Consider the following 16,328-nt stretch of genomic DNA (forward strand, 5'->3'; position numbering starts at 1 on the left):
ACGCCAGCGGCGTCGCCACCGCCAACGGGACCAAGCTCATCCTCTGGTCCCGCAACGGTCAGCAGAACCAGCAGTGGAGCGCCCGTAGCCTGACCACCCCGCGACGACCGGTCGACCGGGCCGCCCCCCCAGGGGCCCGGGGGCGGGCCGGGGGGGGGGCCCGGGGGGGCGCGGCCCGGGTGGTGGCGGTCGCGTCAGGGGACGCGACCGCCACCCGGGTGCCGACGACGGTGGTGCGACCGCCGGTCGGTGCCCAGCTGCGGCCGGGGTACGGCCGTCGGGCGGGTCAGTCCTTGTTGTAGATGGTCAGGTCGGCCATGTTGGCGTAGCTGAGCCGGGCGAAGTCGAGCGACTGGGCCGGCGCGGCGGTGCCGCCGGGGGCGGTGTCCATCTCCCAGTTGGCGTGGTGGAAGTCGGACTCGCCGATGGTCTGGAAGAACTGCTGGAAGTTGATGTCACCCTCGCCGAGCGGGATCATCTCGTAGCCGTTGGGCAGCGCGGTGTTGCGGTTGCCGTCCTTGGCGTGGAACAGCGGGAACCGCTTGGTGCGCCGCGCCACGTTCAGGATCGGGTCGAACAGCGAGGTCTTCTCCTGGCCGGCCGAGTTGATGTACTTGGTGTGCTTGTGCCGCGCCACGTACGCCCAGTAGATGTCGCACTCGAAGAAGACGTACTTCGGGTCGGTCTTGGCGAAGAAGTACTCCAGCCGGCGCACGCCGGACGAGCGGGTCGGCTTGCCGTTGGCGTCCAGCGGGCCGCTGTCGAGCAGGAACGAGTACGCCACGTCGTGGTTGTGGGTGTAGAGGCGCATCTTGCGCTCCTTGGCCTGCCGACCCAGCTCGTTCCACAGGTCGGCGGCGGCGTCCCAGTCGGCCTGGTAGGCGCTGTTGGTCGGGTCGCTGCCGGTGCCGATGTTCTTCATGCCGAGTTCCTCGGCGATGTCGAGCTGCTGCTGGAAGGTCGCCGCGTTGATCGACGCGTGGGTGCCGTTGGCGACCAGGCCGTTGTCGTCCAGGATCTTGCGGATCTCGGTCGGGGTGATCTGCCGGCCCAGGATCGAGGTGTGCTGGTTGTAGCCGGCGAACTCGATCTCCTTGTAGCCCATCTCGGCCAGGCTGGCGAGCACCCGCTCGAAGCCGTACGGCACGCCGCTGTCGTCCGGGGCGGCGGAGATCCGGTCCCGGACGCTGTAGAGGATGATGCCACGGTTCTGCACCGGGATGAGCGGGTCGACCTGCCACTTGCCGTCGGCGCGGGCCGGGGCCTTGGTCTGGAGAACCGGCAGGCCGGCCGCGCCGAGCACGGCGGCGGCGCCGGCCGACGCGGCCAGCAGCCGACGACGGGTGACCTGGGCGCGGTACTGGGGGTCGGCGGCCATACGACGCTGTTCCTCGTTCACAATTTCCACCTTTCGAGTGCGGCCCTGGAGGGCCGCGGAGACGTGCGAGTCCTGCTTGGAGGGTCGGAAGGACCTGCGCCGCCGAATACGCGTGGCCCGGTGGATGACTGGTCGATCAAGGGGGGATGTCAGCCGTGTTACGTCCGTGAACCGGACACTAACGGTGGCTGACGGCTAAAGATAGACCTCGAACGGAGAAACTTTTGTTCGCACGAACAAAAGTTCCCGTCGGTCGGAGCCAATGCGCAGACGGTCGCCCGCACCCGGCTCCCCCGTCGATCCCCCGCCCCTCACCAGCACGAACACCGACGGCCACCGGAACCCGGGCACGCGGACGCGACGCGGGGCGCGGCGTCGACCCACGATCGAATCGACACCGCGCCCGACGCGTCGCCCGTGGACCGGCCCGCCAGCGGCGACCGGTCGGCCACGCGAGACCCGGGGCGGTGCTACCCGGAACCGGCCAGCACCAGCTCCCCGAGCCGCTGGTCGAGCGCCGTCGCGTCGAGGCCGCCCGGCCAGCCCCGCAGCAGCGCGCCACCCTTGGCCACCAGCACCACGGCCGGTGGTTCCCGCACCGCGTACGACCGCCAGACGGTCTGCTGCTCGTCGACGACGACGGGGTACTCCACCCGGTGCGTACGCAGGTAGTCCTGCAACTCGTCGGCCTGGTCGGCACCGGCCACCCCGACGAAGACCACCCGGTCGCGGTGCCGGCGGGCCAGCTCGCTCAGTGCGTCCTGCCGGGCCACGCAGGTGGTGCACCAGGAGCTGAAGAAGGTGAACACCACAGGCCGGTCCGCCCAGAGCCGGGCGGCGGTGAGCGGGGTGCCGTCGGTGAGCGCGCCGGTGAACGCCGGGGCGGCCGGCGCGGCGCCGGGTGCCGGGCGCAGCGCCAGGTCGGCGGGGACCGGTCCCGGCATCGTCGAGGCGCCCCCGGCGAGCGCCGGCCCGGGTGCTGCGGCCGGACTGGCGGTGCAGCCGACCAGCACCAGCACGGCCAGCAGCGGCACGAGCAGCAGCCGCCTCATGCCGGCACCACCGCCACCAGCGCCGGCCCCTCGCTGCTGTCCGGGGTCAGGTCGATCGGGGGACGACCGGCCACCTCCAGCCGGTACCCGGCACGCTGCGGCACCTGCACCGGCACCGCGAACTCACAGTAGGTCGGCACCCGCTCCACCGCCAGGTCCTCGGCGAAGGCGGCCACCGCCGTACCCGCCGGCAGCGTGCCGGTGACCAGGGCCGCGCCGTCCGGGTCGAGCAACCGGAAGGACGCCCGGTGGTGGAAGTACAGGTACGGCCCGGTACCGGCGCAGTCCACCCCCTCGGCCCGGATGTTGATGTCCCGGACCAGGACCCGGACCGTGGTCGGGGTGACCGCCTCCGCCCCGGCGTCGCCACCGCATCCGCCCGCCCCGGCCAGCAGCAGGGTCAGCAGCGCGCCGACGCCGCGTCGGGCGCTCGTGGACAACCGCACGTCGTCTCCTCCCACCCGTACGCCGGGTCGGTGGCGACACCTGCCGCCACCGACCCGGCGCGATGATCGATCCCGGTCAGGACTTCTCCACCCGGCACTGCTTCGTCACGGTCTTCGTCGGGTCGCTCTCCGAGGTCGCGGTGAGCTTGACGAAACCGGTGTCCGCCGCGGCGGCGGTGGCTCCCACCGACACCCGGACCGTGGTCGACTTGCCGAACTGGGCGGTGGCGAGCGGGTTGGGCAGCCAGGTCCGCCAGCCCCGACCGGCCACCTCCGCCGAGAGGCGGTAGACGTCCGACTTCAGGTACGCGGTGGCGTCCTCCGGGTGCTGCTGCCCACCGGCCGAGTAGGTGCCCGTGTTGGACAGCTCGAACGAGCAGGTCACGCCCCTGTTCGTCGGCTTGCCGGTGCTCGTCACCTCACCCTTGCCCAGGGCCACGCCGTGGCTGCTCGGCCCCCCGGTGCCGTCCAGCGACTTCACCGCCACCGTGTACGACAGCGAACCGGCGGCGTCCCGCTTGAGGTCGAGGACGTAGAAGTGCAGCCGGTTGGCCTCGTCGACGTACTCGTACTGGCTGCCGGTGTCCGCCCCGGCGTGGAACAGCGCGTCGGAGAGCTGCCGGTAGTCACCCATGGTGATCTTCTGCGGGGTGCCGTCCGGCCGGTAGAAGTCGATCATGTCGATGTCCTGCGGGTTGGCGTCCACCACCCACTGGAACGGCGCGCTGTCGGCGTTCTTGGTCTTGCTCAGCAGCACGCCCCGGTCCGGGGTGAACGAGTCCGCGCCCATCCGGTCGACGACCTCGACCGTGTAGTTGTTGAAGCTGCCGCCGTCGCACAGTGGATTCGTGGCGACCGTGCAGGCCGGCGAGAGGTCCTTGTTCAGGGCGATGTTCACGCCGGTCAGCCCCTTCGGGCCGGCGTCGACCGCGCGGGCGGTCACCTGGGCGACGACCAGCCCGGAGGAGGCCAGCGCCTCCCGGGACAACCGCAGCACGTGCTCCTCACCGAGCAGACCGATCTTGAGCTTGTCCCGCACGGTGTGCAGCGAACCCATCGAGCCGCCGTTGGTGGGCGGGATCTGCCAGCGGGTGTGCGGGCCGCCGGGTCCGTTGAACGAGCCGCGCGACATCATGCTCCAGATCCCGGTGTACGCCCTGCGTAACGGCTCGCCGTACGGGTTGTTGTAGTTGTCGCCGATGCCGAGCAGGTGGGTCAGCTCGTGGGCGTACACCCCCATGCCGGAGCTCTCCCCCTGGGTGGACGAGCCGGAGCCTGCGTTCGGCCAGAGCGTCGCCGCCGCCTTCCACGACGTCCACTCCACATAGCGGGTCTTGGCCCAGTTCGGCAGGTTGGGGTCCGGCGGTCCCCAAGCGTCCGGCACGTCCTCCTTGTTCTGGAAGATCATCTGCCCGAACTCCTGCCAGGTGGACGACTCGTCCTGCCCGGCGCTGAGGATGAAGACCAGCTCGTACTGGTTGGCGACCGCGTCACCGACCGCCGCCCGCCAGGCGCCCAGCCCGTCGGTGCGGATGTTCTTGTTGCAGGTGTCCCCGCTCGGGCAGGCCCCGGGGTTGAAGCTGTTGTCCAACCCGTACTGGTACGACTTCGCCGGCAGCTGGTACGGCCCGAACCCGGCCAGGTCCACGCCGTAGCGCCCGTTGGAGTCCTGCATCCAGTACTCGTGCAGGGTGTGCCCCTTGTTCAGGGTGTTCGGGGTGTTCAGGAAGTCCTGGTAGAACTTCGGCACGTCGGCGCGGGGGATGTTGGCCGCGACCGACTGGGGGTTGCCGAAGACCGTCGAGCGCGCCCGCTGGGAGACCGCGAACGTCTGGTCCGGATAGTCGAGCGCGACCAGGGCGATCTTGAAGTTGCGGATCGCGCCCCGCACGCTCGGGTCGGCCCAGTTCTTCCCGGGCACCGCCTGGTAGTCGTCCCAGGTCATGGTGTCCGGGTTCTGCCAGGCCTGCGGGTCGAGGACCTGGAACGGCGCGGTGCCGCCGGCCGGGTTGGCCGGGGCCGCGGCGGCCTGCGCCGCGCCGGTCACCACGAGCGTGCCGGCCAGGATCGAGGCCAGCAGGGCACGCCTCAGTCGGGGTCTGTCGGGGATAGCACGGTGCACGGGTTCGCCTCTCGTCGGGAGGGACGCGGCGTCCGGTGTCCGGTGTCCCGAGGGGTGGCTGCCGAGGCACCCGCCACCGGGCCGCGCAGCGAATCTAGGAGCACGGGCCAGGGCCGGTCACCGTGCAGATGTCGGCAGGTGGACCGGCGGCTTCCGACACCTGAAGGACCGGCGGCGGATCGACGCAGGCCGGCCACCCCGGCCCGGACAGCCCCGGCACGGACCTGGACAGGACCGGCGCGGACGATCGGTGGCCCGGATCGGGGTGGCTCAGCGGGGACGACCGCCGGTTACCGGGTCGACGGTGACCGCCAACGCCCGGAGCAGGTCCCGGCGCAGCCGGGCGGCGGCCGGCCCGGCCAGCGGCCCACGCGGCGGGCGGCACCGGCCGCCGAACCGCCCGGCGCAGTCCATCGCCAGCTTGATGGCCTGCACGGACTCCGGACGGGAACCCCAGCCGAAGGCCGGGTGCAGCTCGGCATAGAGCGGCAGCGCCCGGACCAGGTCCCCGGCGGCACAGCGGTCGTAGAGTCGCAGAGCCTGCCGGGGCAAGGCGTTGGCCAGCCCGGCGACCCAGCCCCGGGCCCCGCACAGCACCAGTTCGAGCAGCACGTCGTCCGCCCCGGCCAGCACGTCGACGTGCGGGCAGAGGTCCCGGATCCGGTGCACCCGCCGCACGTCACCGGAGAACTCCTCGACCGCGACGATCCCGTCGGTCTCGGCGACCCGGGCGAGCAGCTCCGGCGTGAGGTCCACCCTGGTGTCGTACGGATCGTTGTGGGCGACCACCGGCAGGCCGACGGCGGTCACCTCCCGGTAGTGGGCGACCACCTCGGCGTCGCCGGCCGGGTAGCCGTCCGGCGGCGGGGCGAGCACCGCGGCGGCACCGGCGGCGGCGGCCTGCTCCGCCCAGCGGCGGGACTGCCGGCTGCCGTAACCGCCGACCCCGGGCAGCACCGCGCAGCCAGGCGGCGCGGCCTGCACCGTCGCCCGCACCACGTCGGCCCGCTCGTCGTCGGACAGCGCCCGGTACTCCCCCACCGAGGCGCACGGGGTCACCCCGTGGCAGCCCGCATCGGCCAGCCAGCGCACGTGTTCCTGGAGCCGGTCGAAGTCGACGCCGAGGTCGTCGCGGAACGGCGTGGTGATCGCGACCAGCACCCCCCGCCAGGGCCTACCAGCAGTCACTCGGGCGTTCCCTCCTGCGCGCCGGCGGCCCGCTGCCCACCGCAGCAGGAACCCTACGATCGTCGATCGTCGCGGCTCTTCGGACAATTGCCGGAACAGTCGTCGTCGGGGCCGTCCTTTTGTCGGTAGATCTCCGGTGGACCTTGCGCGCAGGCCCACCGGCCGCCCAGGGTAGGGCACCGGCTGCCGTACCCCTGTCGCGCAGCCAACCAGGGGAGATCCATGCATGGTGAGCTTCAGCGCATAGTCGACGCCGTCGCCGCCCGGGTGGGGCGTCCTGCCCTCATCGAGGACCGGCGGCAACGGGTGGTCGTCTACAGCGAACACGACGGACCGATGGACGAGGTACGCCGGATGTCGATCCTGCGCCGGCAGACCACCCCGGAGGTGATCGCCTGGTTCCGCCGGATGGGCGTGCTGACCGCCCGCGAGCCGGTGCGTACCCCCGCCGACGTCGACCTCGACCTGCTCCCCCGGGTCTGCGTGCCGATCTGGCACGACGACCTGCTGCTCGGGTTCGTCTGGTTCATCGACGACGACGGGTCGATGACCGACGCCGACATCGCCACCGCGACCGGTGCCTTCACCGACCTGTCGCTGGCCCTCTACCGGGAGAACCTGCTCGGTGAGCTGGCCTCCCAGCGGGAGGCCGAGGCCACCCGGACCCTGCTGGTGGAGAGCCCGCAGGCCCGCGCGCACGCCGTCCGGGCGCTGCTGGAGGAGGGTACGGTCGCCGGTGACGGCACCACCACCGCGGTGGTGGCCCAGCTCGCCCCGGCCGCCGGGCGACACCCCGACGAGGTGGCCCGGATCGCCCTGGAGCAGGCGCTGGTGGCGACCCGCCGGTGGCTCGGTGTCCGGGAGTCGCTGCACATGGTCTGGCCCGACCACGGGGTGCTGCTGATCTGTGGTGACCGGATCGCCGGTCGCCCCAGCGCGCAGGCCGCCGCCGACCATCTGGACGAGGCGCTACGCAATGCGACCCGGGGGCTGTCCTCGGTGGACCGGACGGTGACCGGCATCGGTCAGCCGCGGCCGGGGCTGGCCGACGCGGTGCAGTCGTACCGGGAGGCGGTGCAGGCGGCCCGGGTGGGTGTCCAACTGCCGGCGCTCGGCCGGGTGGTCTCCTGGGCCGGGCTGGGCATCTACCGGGTGCTGTCCCAGTTGGACGGTCGGCACCTGGACGTCGCCGGGGTGCACCCCGGGTTGGAGCGGCTGCTGCGCGACGACGCCCACCAGGTGCTGCTGGAGACCCTGGAGGCCTACCTCGACCTGGCCGGCAACGCCCACGCCACCGCCGAGAAGCTGCGGCTGCACCGGACCACCCTCTACTACCGGCTGCAACGGGTCGAGCAGCTCGCCGACACCGATCTCAAGGACGGCAACGAGCGGTTGTGCCTGCACCTGGCGATGAAGCTGGGCCGGCTGACCGGCCACTACCGGACCCCGTCCTGACCGACCCGACCGTCCGCAGCGGACGACCGGACCGCACCGCTGTGACAGCCCGTGTCCGCCCGGACAGATCATTGACAGATCCGAGCGGGTACGGCCAGGATGGGCGCACCGATCGGCAATGCCCCCACGACCGACCGTAACCAGGTACGTCCCTCGCCCGTCACGCGGACCGGATCGGCGCCGGTCGGCCACCTCCGGCGCGTCCGGGAGACCCTCGGGTCCCCGTTCTCCGGCAGGTCGACGTCATGATCGGCCGCCGACCGTCGCCCGACTGTCGGCGTCCGTACTCCCCGTTTCGCACGCCGCCCGACGGCGGGCGCCGCCGCGCGCCGTCGGCCCGTCTCGCACCCCCAGGAAAGGTGGCCCGAGATGTCCCGTTCCGCACTCCCCCGCCGTTGGCGGCGGTTACCCGCCGCGACCGCCGCCGGTGTGGCACTGCTGTTGCTCGCCGGGCCGGCGACCGCCGGCACCGCCGCCCCGCCCGACCGGGAGCCCGACGCCCCGATCGTGCTCGAACGCTCCGCCGACGAGCAGGCCGACGTGGTGGAGGTGGTGGTCGACGGTGCCGCCCGGTTGGACGAGCTGGTCGCCACCGGGGTCGACCTCGACCACCACGTCACCCAGACCGCGCAGGGCATCGTGGTGCACGCAGTGGTCACCCCCACCGAGGTCGCCGCGCTCAAGCGGATGGGCTACCGGGTCGGTGCGGTGCTGCACGACTCCGCCGACTCCGCGCAGCGGGTCAGCGAGCGGGATGCGACGATCGCCGCCCACCGGGCCGAGAACCGGGCGTACACGGCGACCCTGGAGCGCAGCGCCGCCACCTCGGACGTGAAGATCATCCGGGCTGACTTCTACACCTCCGGCACCAACCAGGTGCTCTCGGTCGAGGCGAAGTGGGCCCAGGGGCAGACCTCCACCAGCGCGCTGACCGTGGCCCGGGACAGCGGGCCGGGCACCGAGATCGGCTCCGGCGGCACCCAGAGCATCACCCGGTTCGTCGACGCCGGGGTCTACCTCTACCACCGGGGCGCCGCCGCCGTCACCGCCCGACCGCAGCGCATCCAGATCACCAGCCCCACCGGGGACGTGGCGGTCGCCGAGGTGAAGGAATGGCTGCCGATCCCGGCCGACAGCCCGGAGGGGCCCGGCTACCAGAAGGACTTCGTCACCAGCTACCTCACCCCGACCGAACTGTACGACCGGATCAAGCGACTGGCCGACGCCTACCCGCAGCTGGCCGAGGTGGTGAAGCTGCCGTACCAGACCAACGGATACCGGCGTAAGGCGCAGGTGGTGCTCGGCGGCACCAACGCCACCCGGGTCGCGGTGGACTCGCTCGCCTGGGGTCACGAGGGCGGCAACGACATCAGCGTCGAGCTGGTGAACCCGGGCGCGGCCGACCGGCCGCTGGCGGTCACGGTGACCGGCAAGGCCATCCGGGTCAGCCTGGCCACCGACGCCGCCGGGGCGGTGACCAGCACCGCCGCCCAGGTCGCCGCGGCGCTGACCGCCGAGGCGGGCACGCTGGTCAAGGCGTACACCTATCGGGGTGACGCCGGGGCGGGGGTGGTCGCGCCGGTCGCGCCGACGCCGCTGTCGGACAACCTGAAGGCCCCGGCCGGGGTGTCCCGCGACCCGCATCCGGTGTACGCCATCCGGATCGGCAAGTACCGGGACGGCTCCCGCACCGGGGTGCTGGCGTACGCGCAGGAACACGCCCGGGAGTGGGTGCCGCCGTTGGTGACCATCGAGACCGCCGAGCGGCTGCTGCGCAACCACGCCACCGACGAGAACACCAAGCAGTTGCTGCGCACCCTGGACATCTGGATCGTCCCGTCGATCAACCCGGACGGCGGGCACTACTCGTTCTACGACTACGCCTCGCAGCGCCGCAACATGACCAACCACTGCGCGCCGGGCGGTGCCACCGACGCGCTGGCCCGCAACTCGTGGGGGGTGGACAACAACCGCAACTACACCGAGTACAGCCTCTTCGACGGTTACTCGGGGGCGTCGGCGAGCTGCACCGGTGACACCTATGCCGGGCCGAGCGAGCTGTCCGAGCCGGAGAACCGCAACGTCGACTGGCTGGCCCAGCGGCCCAACATGAAGTTCTCGATGAACCTGCACTCCTCCGGCAACTACTTCATGTGGTCGCCGGGCGCGTACGCCACCCCGGGGCGGGTCTCCGCGCCCCGGCCGTCGCTCGCCGACGAGTCGTTCTTCTGGGGCGCGTCGTCGCGGATCCTCACCGCGATCAAGCGGCACCGCAACATGGCCGTCACCCCGGCCCGGACCGGCCCGATCTCCGACGTGCTGTACTCGGCGGCCGGCAACTCCGGCGACATGCTCTGGTACAAGTACGGCATCTACGCCTGGAACTTCGAGGTCGGCACCAGCTTCCAGCCCACCTGGGACGAGGCGCACCAGGAGACCATGGAGTTCAGCAACGGCCTGGTCGAGCTGCTGCGGGTGGCCCGGGACTTCGACAAGGACAAGAAGCGCCCGACCAGCACCCTCGCGGTCGAGCCGAGCCCGACCGAGGGCATGGTCGGCGTCCGGTTCGACGTCAGCGAGCCGGCGGCAGTGTTCTACACCCTCGACGGCTCCCGACCGACCTTCGACTCCACCCTGTACGCCTCGGCGGGCATCCGGGAGGGGGCCGAGACGCTGACCGTCCCGGTCGGCACCAAGGTGCACTGGTTCTCGGTGGACGCGGCCGGCAACATCGAACGCAACTACCGGCCGGACGACGACAGCTTGACCTTCAACCGGGGCTGGGCGACCCTGCCCACCGGCTGAGGTCCGGTAGGGCACCAGCGGGGGTCCGCGCCGCCGGACCCCCGCTGGTCGACCAGCTCAGTCCTCGGCCCGCCACCTGTAGAACTCCGTCGCCACCGCGTCCACCGGGCTGCCCCAGGTCTCCGGGTCGAAGGGACTGATGTACGGGCTGAGGTCGTCCATGATCTGGGCGAAGGCCGGCTGGTCGTGGCGCTCCGCGACGGCGCCGTCGAACGATTCGCCGGTGCGCTCCAGCACGTGCAGGTAGACGTCGTCGATCGAGTAGAGCCACCGCCCGGTGACCCCCATCATGGTGGGCAGCGGGCCGGCGTCGGACTCGGCGAAGATCTGCCCGACGGTCGGTTCCGCGCCGGGCTTGATCCGGGCGACGATGACCGTCCGGGTCGGCTCGCCCGACGGCTCCCCCGCATCGGCCGGCGGCTCGGTCGGTGCCCACCTGTAGAACTCCTTCGCCACCGAGTCCGACGGGTTCCTCCAGTCCCTCGGGTAGGGCGTCACGTACGGGCCGATCTTCTCGGCGATCTGCTGGAAGGCGGGCAGACCCCGGGTCTGCCCGGTCACCTTCGGGTCCGCGTTCCGTTCGATCAGGTGGATGTAGAGGCCGTGGAAGGACAGCAGGGTCCGCGCGACCACGCCCAGGTCCTGCGGTCGGGTGGTGCGGTCGTAGTACCCGAACACGTCGGCGACGGTCTGCTCGCTGCCCGGCACCATGCGGCAGACGATCACGTTACGGAAGGTCATCGAAGCTCCTCGGAGATCAGACGGTACGGGTCGACTCGGTGGGACGGGGGCGACTGGCCGGCGGGTACGCCCCCGGCGGGGCGGAGGCGGTGAACCGGACGGGCAACTCCAGCAGACCCCGGAACGGTGACGCCGCCGGCAACCGACGCAGCTCGGCGGGCGGCACCGCGAGGCGCAACCCGGGCAACCGGCGCAGCAGCGCCGACAGACCGATCTGTGCCTCCATCCGGGCCAGCGAGACGCCGAGGCAGTAGTGCACGCCGTGACCGAAGCCCAGGTGCGGCCCGCGGACCCGGCGCAGGTCCAACCGGTCCGGGTCGACGAAGTGCGCCGGGTCGTGGTTCGCCGCGTTGAGCACCACGCCGACGATCGACCCGGCGGGGATGCGTACCCCCTGGTATTCGACGTCCTCGGTGGCGACCCGGGGGCTGGCCACCGGCAGCGGGCCGTCGAAGCGCAGCAGCTCCTCGATCGCCGAGGGCAGCAGCTCCGGGCTCTCACGCAGCAGGTCGAGCTGGTCGGGGTGGGTCAGCAGGGCCACCGTCGCGTTGCCCAGGAAGTCCGCGGTGGTCTGGTGCCCGGCGAACAGCAGCAGGAACGTGGTGGTCACCAACTCCGCCTCGGACAGTCCGCCGTCCTGGTCACAGGTGTCGATCAACGCGCTGATCATGTCGTCGGCCGGGATGGTCCGCTTGGCGGCCACCAGGTCCGCCAGGTATTGGTGCAGCCGTACCTGCGCCTCGCCGACGGCCGCCCGTTCCTCGGCCGGTGGTCGCCGCGTCGACCCGGAGGTCCGGATCACCTGGGTCCAGTCGAGCACCCGGTCCTGGTCGGCCCGGGGCACCCCGAGCAGTTCGCAGATCACCACCATCGGCAGCGGGATCGCGAAGTCGTTCATCAGTTCGGCCCGTCCCTGCGCGACGAAACCGTCGACCAGGTCGTCGACGATCTGCCGCACCCGGGGTCGCAGCGCCTCGATCCGACGCGGTGCGAACGCCTGCGACACCAACCGGCGCAGCCGGGTGTGCTCCGGCGGGTCGGAGTTGAGCATGTTCCGGTTCAGCGCCTCGGAGTTCGGGCCGAAGAGCTGGAGGTAGTGCTGGCCGGGGCCGTAGAGGTCCTTGGACAGCCGGGGGTCGGTCAGCGCCGCCCGCGCGTCGTCGAACCGGGTGAGCAGGTACGAGTCGAACCGCGGCGAGCTGACCGGGCAGACCGGCGCGTCCGCGCGCAACCGGGCGAAGGACGGGTAGGGATCGGCGGCGAACTGCTCGGTGTAGAGCTGCGCCGCGGGCACCGGCTCGGTCATCTCGCCCCCTCCCGCGCGCTGGGCATGCTGTGCAGCACCTGGTAGGTGTGCCGTTCGGCGGATTCCCGCAGCTCACGCACCACCCGCAGCAGCCGGTCCCGGTGTTCGCTGCGACCGAAGGCGTCCAACCGTTGCCGGTCCGCCCAGTCGCTGATGATCAGATAGCTGCGGGGGTCGTCGGCGTCGCGGACCAGGTCCTGCCGCAGGCACCCGTCGAGCAGCCGGATCTGCTCCGCCGCCGAGAGCCACTCCGCCTCGAACCGTTCGGCGCACCCCTCCCGGGTACGCATGGCGAGCACGGTGCGCACCGCCGTCATCGCGCGCCGCCGAAGACCAGGTGCAGGTTCTTGCGCAGCGCGTCGGCGTCGATCGGCTGGCTGCGGAAGCCGACGTGCCCGTCCGGACGGATCAGGTACAGGGCGGTGCCGGCCACCCCGTACCGGGACCGGAACTCACCCCCGGCGTCGCGTACCACAGGCGGCGCGAGCAGTCCCGGTTCCTCGGCGTCCGGACTGAGCAGCAGGTAGACGTCGACCTCACCCCGGGTCAGGGCGCGGACGTCGGCGCAGAGCCCCGCCACGGCGGCCACCGCCGCCGGCTCGGCCGACGCGTCGGCGTAGACAAGCAGGGTGTGCCGGGTGCCCCCGGTCAGGTCGCGCAGCCGCAGTGGATGCCCGACCCCCTGCCGCTCCAGCCCACCCAGGTCGGGGGCGCGGTCACCGGGGTGGGGGCCGGCGCGCAGCGCGTCGGGGTCGGTCACACACTCCCCGACCAGCGGGCTGTCGGCGTAGCTGAGCAGCAGGGACATCTCCTGGAGGAACTGCCGTTCCAGGTCGGCGCGGTCCAGTTCGTCGGTGAACGCCATCCGCACCGCCCGACCGACGATCTCCTCCCCCTCCGGGCGGCGTTCGGCCTCGTAGCTGTCCAGCAGCCCGGGGGCGGCGATCCCCCGTACCGCAAGCGCCACCTTCCAGGACAGGTTCCAGGCGTCCTGGATGCCGGTGTTCATCCCCTGCCCACCGGCGGGTGGGTGCAGGTGCGCCGCGTCACCGACCACGAAGACCCGGCCGTGGCCGTACCTGTCGACGATGCCGTGGCTGATCCGGAACACCGACGACCAGCGCAGGTTCGTCGCCCGGGTGCCCGGCGGGGCGAGCCGGTCCAGGGCGGCCTGCACGTCGTCGAGGGTCGGCTCGGCCAACTCCTCGCTGAACCCGGGCGGGGCGTCCCGGCCGCCGGTCTGGGCGAAGAACCGGGGCGGCGCGAGGGTCGCGATCCGGTACCGGCCCTGCCCGCGCAGAGGTACGCAGACCAGCATCCCGTCCATCCGACCGTCGGTCTCGTGCAGGAACCGCAGCAGGTGCCCGTCGGGCATGTCCCAGTTCACGTCGACATCGGCGAGCATGAACAGCTGCGGGAACCGGCCCAGCCCACCCGAGAACGTCAACCCGAGCAGGTCCCGGACCCGGCTGTGCGCGCCGTCGGCACCGATGAGGTACTTCGCCCGTACCGTCTGGGCGCCGCCGCCGGCGAGGGCGAGCGTGGCCAGCACGCCGTCCGCGCCCTGGGTGAACCCGGTCAGCTCCGTGCCACGCTGCGGCCGTACGCCGAGGGTGGCCAGCCGGTCGGTGAGGATCCGCTCGGTCTCGTACTGGGGCAGGCCGAGGTGCGCGTACGGCAGTCCGGGCAGCTCCCAGCTCATCCGGTGGGTCTGCGTGCCGTTGACGAAGACCACGTTGCCGGTGAGCCACACCCCGGCGTCCATCGCCTCCCGCACGATGCCCTGCTCCGCCCAGATCTCCATGGTGCGGCAGTGCACCCCGATCGCCTTGTCGGCCTGGCCGGGCGGCACGGCCAGCTTCTCGACCACCCGGCAGTCGATGCCGCGCCGGGCCAGCTCGACGGCGGCGGTCAGCCCGGTCGGCCCCGCCCCGACGATCAGTACGTCCGTTGTCGTGTGCACGTCGGTCTCCCTACCGGTACTGGCTGCCCGGTCGGTGCCGGGGTGAGCCGCGAGGTGGAACAGGCGGCGGCGGAAGTCGAGCAGGAACGGCGCGATCGGCCCGGCCTCCTCCCGCGCGTGGGCCGGGTTGGCGACCCAGCGGTGGAACTCCGCCTCGGTACGCCACTCGGCGAAGATGTGGTGCACGTCCGTGCAGGGCTCGCGCAGCAGGTCCTCGCGCAGGTAGCCGGGGACCCCGGCCATCCGGGCGGTCACCTCGGCGTGGCCCCGGTGAAACTCGGCGAGCCGGGCGGCCGGCACGGTGACCTGGACGTCCACCAGGATCGTCGGATGCCCACCCGGCTCGTCGCGCATCACCCGGTGGTCGTCGGCGGTGGTCGGTTCGCAGCCGGTGCGCAGGGCGTCGGCGAGGCGGGCGGCCACCGGGCCGTTCTCGTAGGCGAGCAGGGCGGCGTCATCGGCCCACTCGGTGGCGACGACGAAGGTGTGCGGGTCGTGCGCGTCCAGGAACAGGTCCCGCCGCAGGTTGCCGGGGAGCGCACCGATCTGCTCCGCGGTCGCCTGCCAGGCCGAGCGGACGGCCTGTCCGGCACCGGGGCGCGCGCGGATCCGGAGCATTGTCCTGATCATGGGGTCTCCCTTGACGGCCTGCCCGTGACGGGGGTCCCGACCGCCGGCACCTGCACCGGCACGTCGTCGTTCGACCCTGTCGCAGGTCCCGTCACCCCATCGTCACCGAGGGGCCGCCCCGGGTCGCCACCCGTTGACGCCGCCGCGACGGCGCACCCGGACCTGTCGGTTCCGCCGCCGGCTCGGCAGCGGCGGACGCCGACGGAACGCCCGGCTCAGGGGCGGCGGTTGCCGCTGCTCGCGCGGACGACGAGGACCGGTTCGACCTGGGGTCGGGGGGTGCTCGCGCCGGTGCCGTCGAGGAGTTCCAGCAGGGCGGCCACGCACCGGCGGCCGACCTCGTCGAAGTCCTGCCGCACGGTGGTCAGCGGCGGGGAGAGGTATTCGGCCTCGGGAATGTCGTCGAAGCCGACCACACTGACGTCCTCGGGAATCCGGGCACCCCGCTGGTGCAGGGCGCGCAGCAGGCCGAGCGCCTGGTGGTCGTTGGCGCAGAACACCGCCGTCACGTCGGGGCGTGCGGCAAGCGCCTGGCCCAGTTCGTAGCCGGCCCGGGGGCTCCAGTCGCCGACGATGACCGGGGGCACGCGGCGGCCCGCCTGCTCCAGGGTCTGCCGCCACCCGTCGACCCGGTCCCGGGCCTCCAGCCAGTCCCGGGGACCGGCGATGTGCCACACCGTCTCGTGCCCGAGGTCGAGCAGGTGCCGCACCGCCAGCCGGGCGCCGGCCACCTGGTCGACGGAGATGCTCGGCAGTTCACCGCGCTCGCCGCTGGCCTCGACCACCACCGCCGGCACGCCGGTCGGCAGGCCGTGCACGGCGACCGACGCCGTCATCATCGGGGTGATGACGACGACGCCGGCCACCGACTGCTCGGTCAGCGCGTCGATGGCGGACCGCGTCCCGCTGCGGTCCAGCCGTTCCAGGGTGACGATGCTGATGCCGTACCCGGCGGCGCGGGCGGCCCGCTCGATGCCCAGCAGGGTGGCCGCCGGCCCGAACAGGATGGTGTCGAAGCTGACCACACCGATCACCCGGGAGCGCCGGCCGGCCAACCCCCGGGCCAGGGCGTTGGGCCGGTAGTTGAGCTGGTGCACGGCACGCAGCACCCGCTCCCGGGTCTCCGGCCGCACGCTCGGGTGGTTGTTGAGCACCCGGGACACGGTCTGGTGCGACACCCCGGCGAGTTGCGCGACGTCGCTCATCACCGCGGCGCGTTCGCGCCGCTGCTGGCCCATGGCA

At 72.4% G+C, this 16,328-nt stretch carries 12 protein-coding genes and 1 pseudogene; 3 read left to right on the forward strand and 10 right to left on the reverse strand.

Annotation, left to right across the window (positions count from 1 at the left end):
* A pseudogene (locus tag AC0AIB_RS22170) lies at positions 1-302 on the forward strand (hypothetical protein); the annotation flags it as partial.
* On the opposite strand, the gene AC0AIB_RS22175 reads toward AC0AIB_RS22170, so the two are convergent.
* The 5 genes from AC0AIB_RS22175 to AC0AIB_RS22195 form a co-directional block, all read right to left on the reverse strand.
* A complete protein-coding gene (locus tag AC0AIB_RS22175; RefSeq protein WP_328347741.1) occupies positions 287-1,399 on the reverse strand; it encodes a sugar phosphate isomerase/epimerase family protein in 1,113 nt (370 codons plus the stop codon). The pseudogene AC0AIB_RS22170 and the gene AC0AIB_RS22175 overlap by 16 nt on opposite strands.
* Positions 1,400-1,848: 449 nt before the next feature.
* Positions 1,849-2,430, reverse strand: a complete 582-nt coding sequence (locus AC0AIB_RS22180; protein WP_328347743.1) for a TlpA family protein disulfide reductase — start codon at positions 2,428-2,430, stop codon at positions 1,849-1,851.
* The gene (locus AC0AIB_RS22185; protein WP_328347745.1) at positions 2,427-2,876 is read right to left on the reverse strand and encodes a hypothetical protein; all 450 of its coding nucleotides are present in this window, start codon (positions 2,874-2,876) and stop codon (positions 2,427-2,429) included. Before AC0AIB_RS22185 ends, AC0AIB_RS22180 begins: the two co-directional genes overlap by 4 nt.
* A gap of 76 nt (positions 2,877-2,952) precedes the next feature.
* Entirely contained in the window at positions 2,953-4,998 is a 2,046-nt protein-coding gene (locus tag AC0AIB_RS22190; RefSeq protein WP_465097409.1) for a M6 family metalloprotease domain-containing protein, read from the reverse strand.
* 270 nt (positions 4,999-5,268) lie between these two features.
* Positions 5,269-6,186 carry a dihydrodipicolinate synthase family protein gene (locus AC0AIB_RS22195; protein ID WP_328347749.1) on the reverse strand — a complete coding sequence of 306 codons (918 nt, stop codon included), beginning with the start codon at positions 6,184-6,186 and terminating at the stop codon, positions 5,269-5,271.
* Between the two features lie 222 nt (positions 6,187-6,408).
* On the opposite strand from AC0AIB_RS22195, the gene AC0AIB_RS22200 reads away from it, so the two are divergent.
* The gene (locus tag AC0AIB_RS22200; protein ID WP_328347751.1) at positions 6,409-7,641 is read left to right on the forward strand and encodes a PucR family transcriptional regulator; all 1,233 of its coding nucleotides are present in this window, start codon (positions 6,409-6,411) and stop codon (positions 7,639-7,641) included.
* A 369-nt stretch (positions 7,642-8,010) separates the two neighbouring features.
* On the forward strand, positions 8,011-10,446 hold the full coding sequence (locus tag AC0AIB_RS22205) for a M14 family metallopeptidase (RefSeq protein WP_465097410.1): 2,436 nt from the start codon (positions 8,011-8,013) through the stop codon (positions 10,444-10,446).
* A gap of 57 nt (positions 10,447-10,503) precedes the next feature.
* Here AC0AIB_RS22205 and AC0AIB_RS22210 read toward each other — a convergent pair whose 3' ends face one another.
* The 5 genes from AC0AIB_RS22210 to AC0AIB_RS22230 all read right to left on the reverse strand — a co-directional run bounded on the left by AC0AIB_RS22210 (position 10,504) and on the right by AC0AIB_RS22230 (position 16,324).
* A complete protein-coding gene (locus AC0AIB_RS22210) occupies positions 10,504-11,187 on the reverse strand; it encodes a TcmI family type II polyketide cyclase (protein WP_465097411.1) in 684 nt (227 codons plus the stop codon).
* A gap of 16 nt (positions 11,188-11,203) precedes the next feature.
* Positions 11,204-12,493: a cytochrome P450 family protein gene (locus AC0AIB_RS22215; protein ID WP_465097412.1), complete on the reverse strand. Its 1,290-nt coding sequence runs from the start codon at positions 12,491-12,493 to the stop codon at positions 11,204-11,206.
* Positions 12,490-12,810, reverse strand: coding sequence for a putative quinol monooxygenase (locus AC0AIB_RS22220; RefSeq protein ID WP_328347759.1), 321 nt, complete (start codon positions 12,808-12,810; stop codon positions 12,490-12,492). Before AC0AIB_RS22220 ends, AC0AIB_RS22215 begins: the two co-directional genes overlap by 4 nt.
* Positions 12,807-15,086: an FAD-dependent monooxygenase gene (locus tag AC0AIB_RS22225; RefSeq protein ID WP_328347761.1), complete on the reverse strand. Its 2,280-nt coding sequence runs from the start codon at positions 15,084-15,086 to the stop codon at positions 12,807-12,809. The genes AC0AIB_RS22220 and AC0AIB_RS22225 overlap by 4 nt, the downstream gene beginning before the upstream one ends.
* Positions 15,087-15,301: 215 nt before the next feature.
* Complete coding sequence (locus AC0AIB_RS22230; RefSeq protein ID WP_328347762.1) at positions 15,302-16,324, reverse strand: LacI family DNA-binding transcriptional regulator; 1,023 nt, start codon at positions 16,322-16,324, stop codon at positions 15,302-15,304.
* Positions 16,325-16,328 lie beyond the last annotated feature (4 nt).

The organism is Micromonospora sp. DSM 43699 (assembly GCF_055517075.1).

Coding starts and splice junctions, on each gene's coding strand:
- AC0AIB_RS22180 (WP_328347743.1), bottom strand. CDS start 2,430: ATGAGGCGGCTGCTGCTCGTGCCGCTGCTGGCCGTGCTGGTGCTGGTC.
- AC0AIB_RS22200 (WP_328347751.1), top strand. CDS start 6,409: ATGCATGGTGAGCTTCAGCGCATAGTCGACGCCGTCGCCGCCCGGGTG.
- AC0AIB_RS22205 (WP_465097410.1), top strand. CDS start 8,011: ATGTCCCGTTCCGCACTCCCCCGCCGTTGGCGGCGGTTACCCGCCGCG.
- AC0AIB_RS22210 (WP_465097411.1), bottom strand. CDS start 11,187: ATGACCTTCCGTAACGTGATCGTCTGCCGCATGGTGCCGGGCAGCGAG.
- AC0AIB_RS22215 (WP_465097412.1), bottom strand. CDS start 12,493: ATGACCGAGCCGGTGCCCGCGGCGCAGCTCTACACCGAGCAGTTCGCC.
- AC0AIB_RS22220 (WP_328347759.1), bottom strand. CDS start 12,810: ATGACGGCGGTGCGCACCGTGCTCGCCATGCGTACCCGGGAGGGGTGC.
- AC0AIB_RS22225 (WP_328347761.1), bottom strand. CDS start 15,086: ATGATCAGGACAATGCTCCGGATCCGCGCGCGCCCCGGTGCCGGACAG.
- AC0AIB_RS22230 (WP_328347762.1), bottom strand. CDS start 16,324: ATGGGCCAGCAGCGGCGCGAACGCGCCGCGGTGATGAGCGACGTCGCG.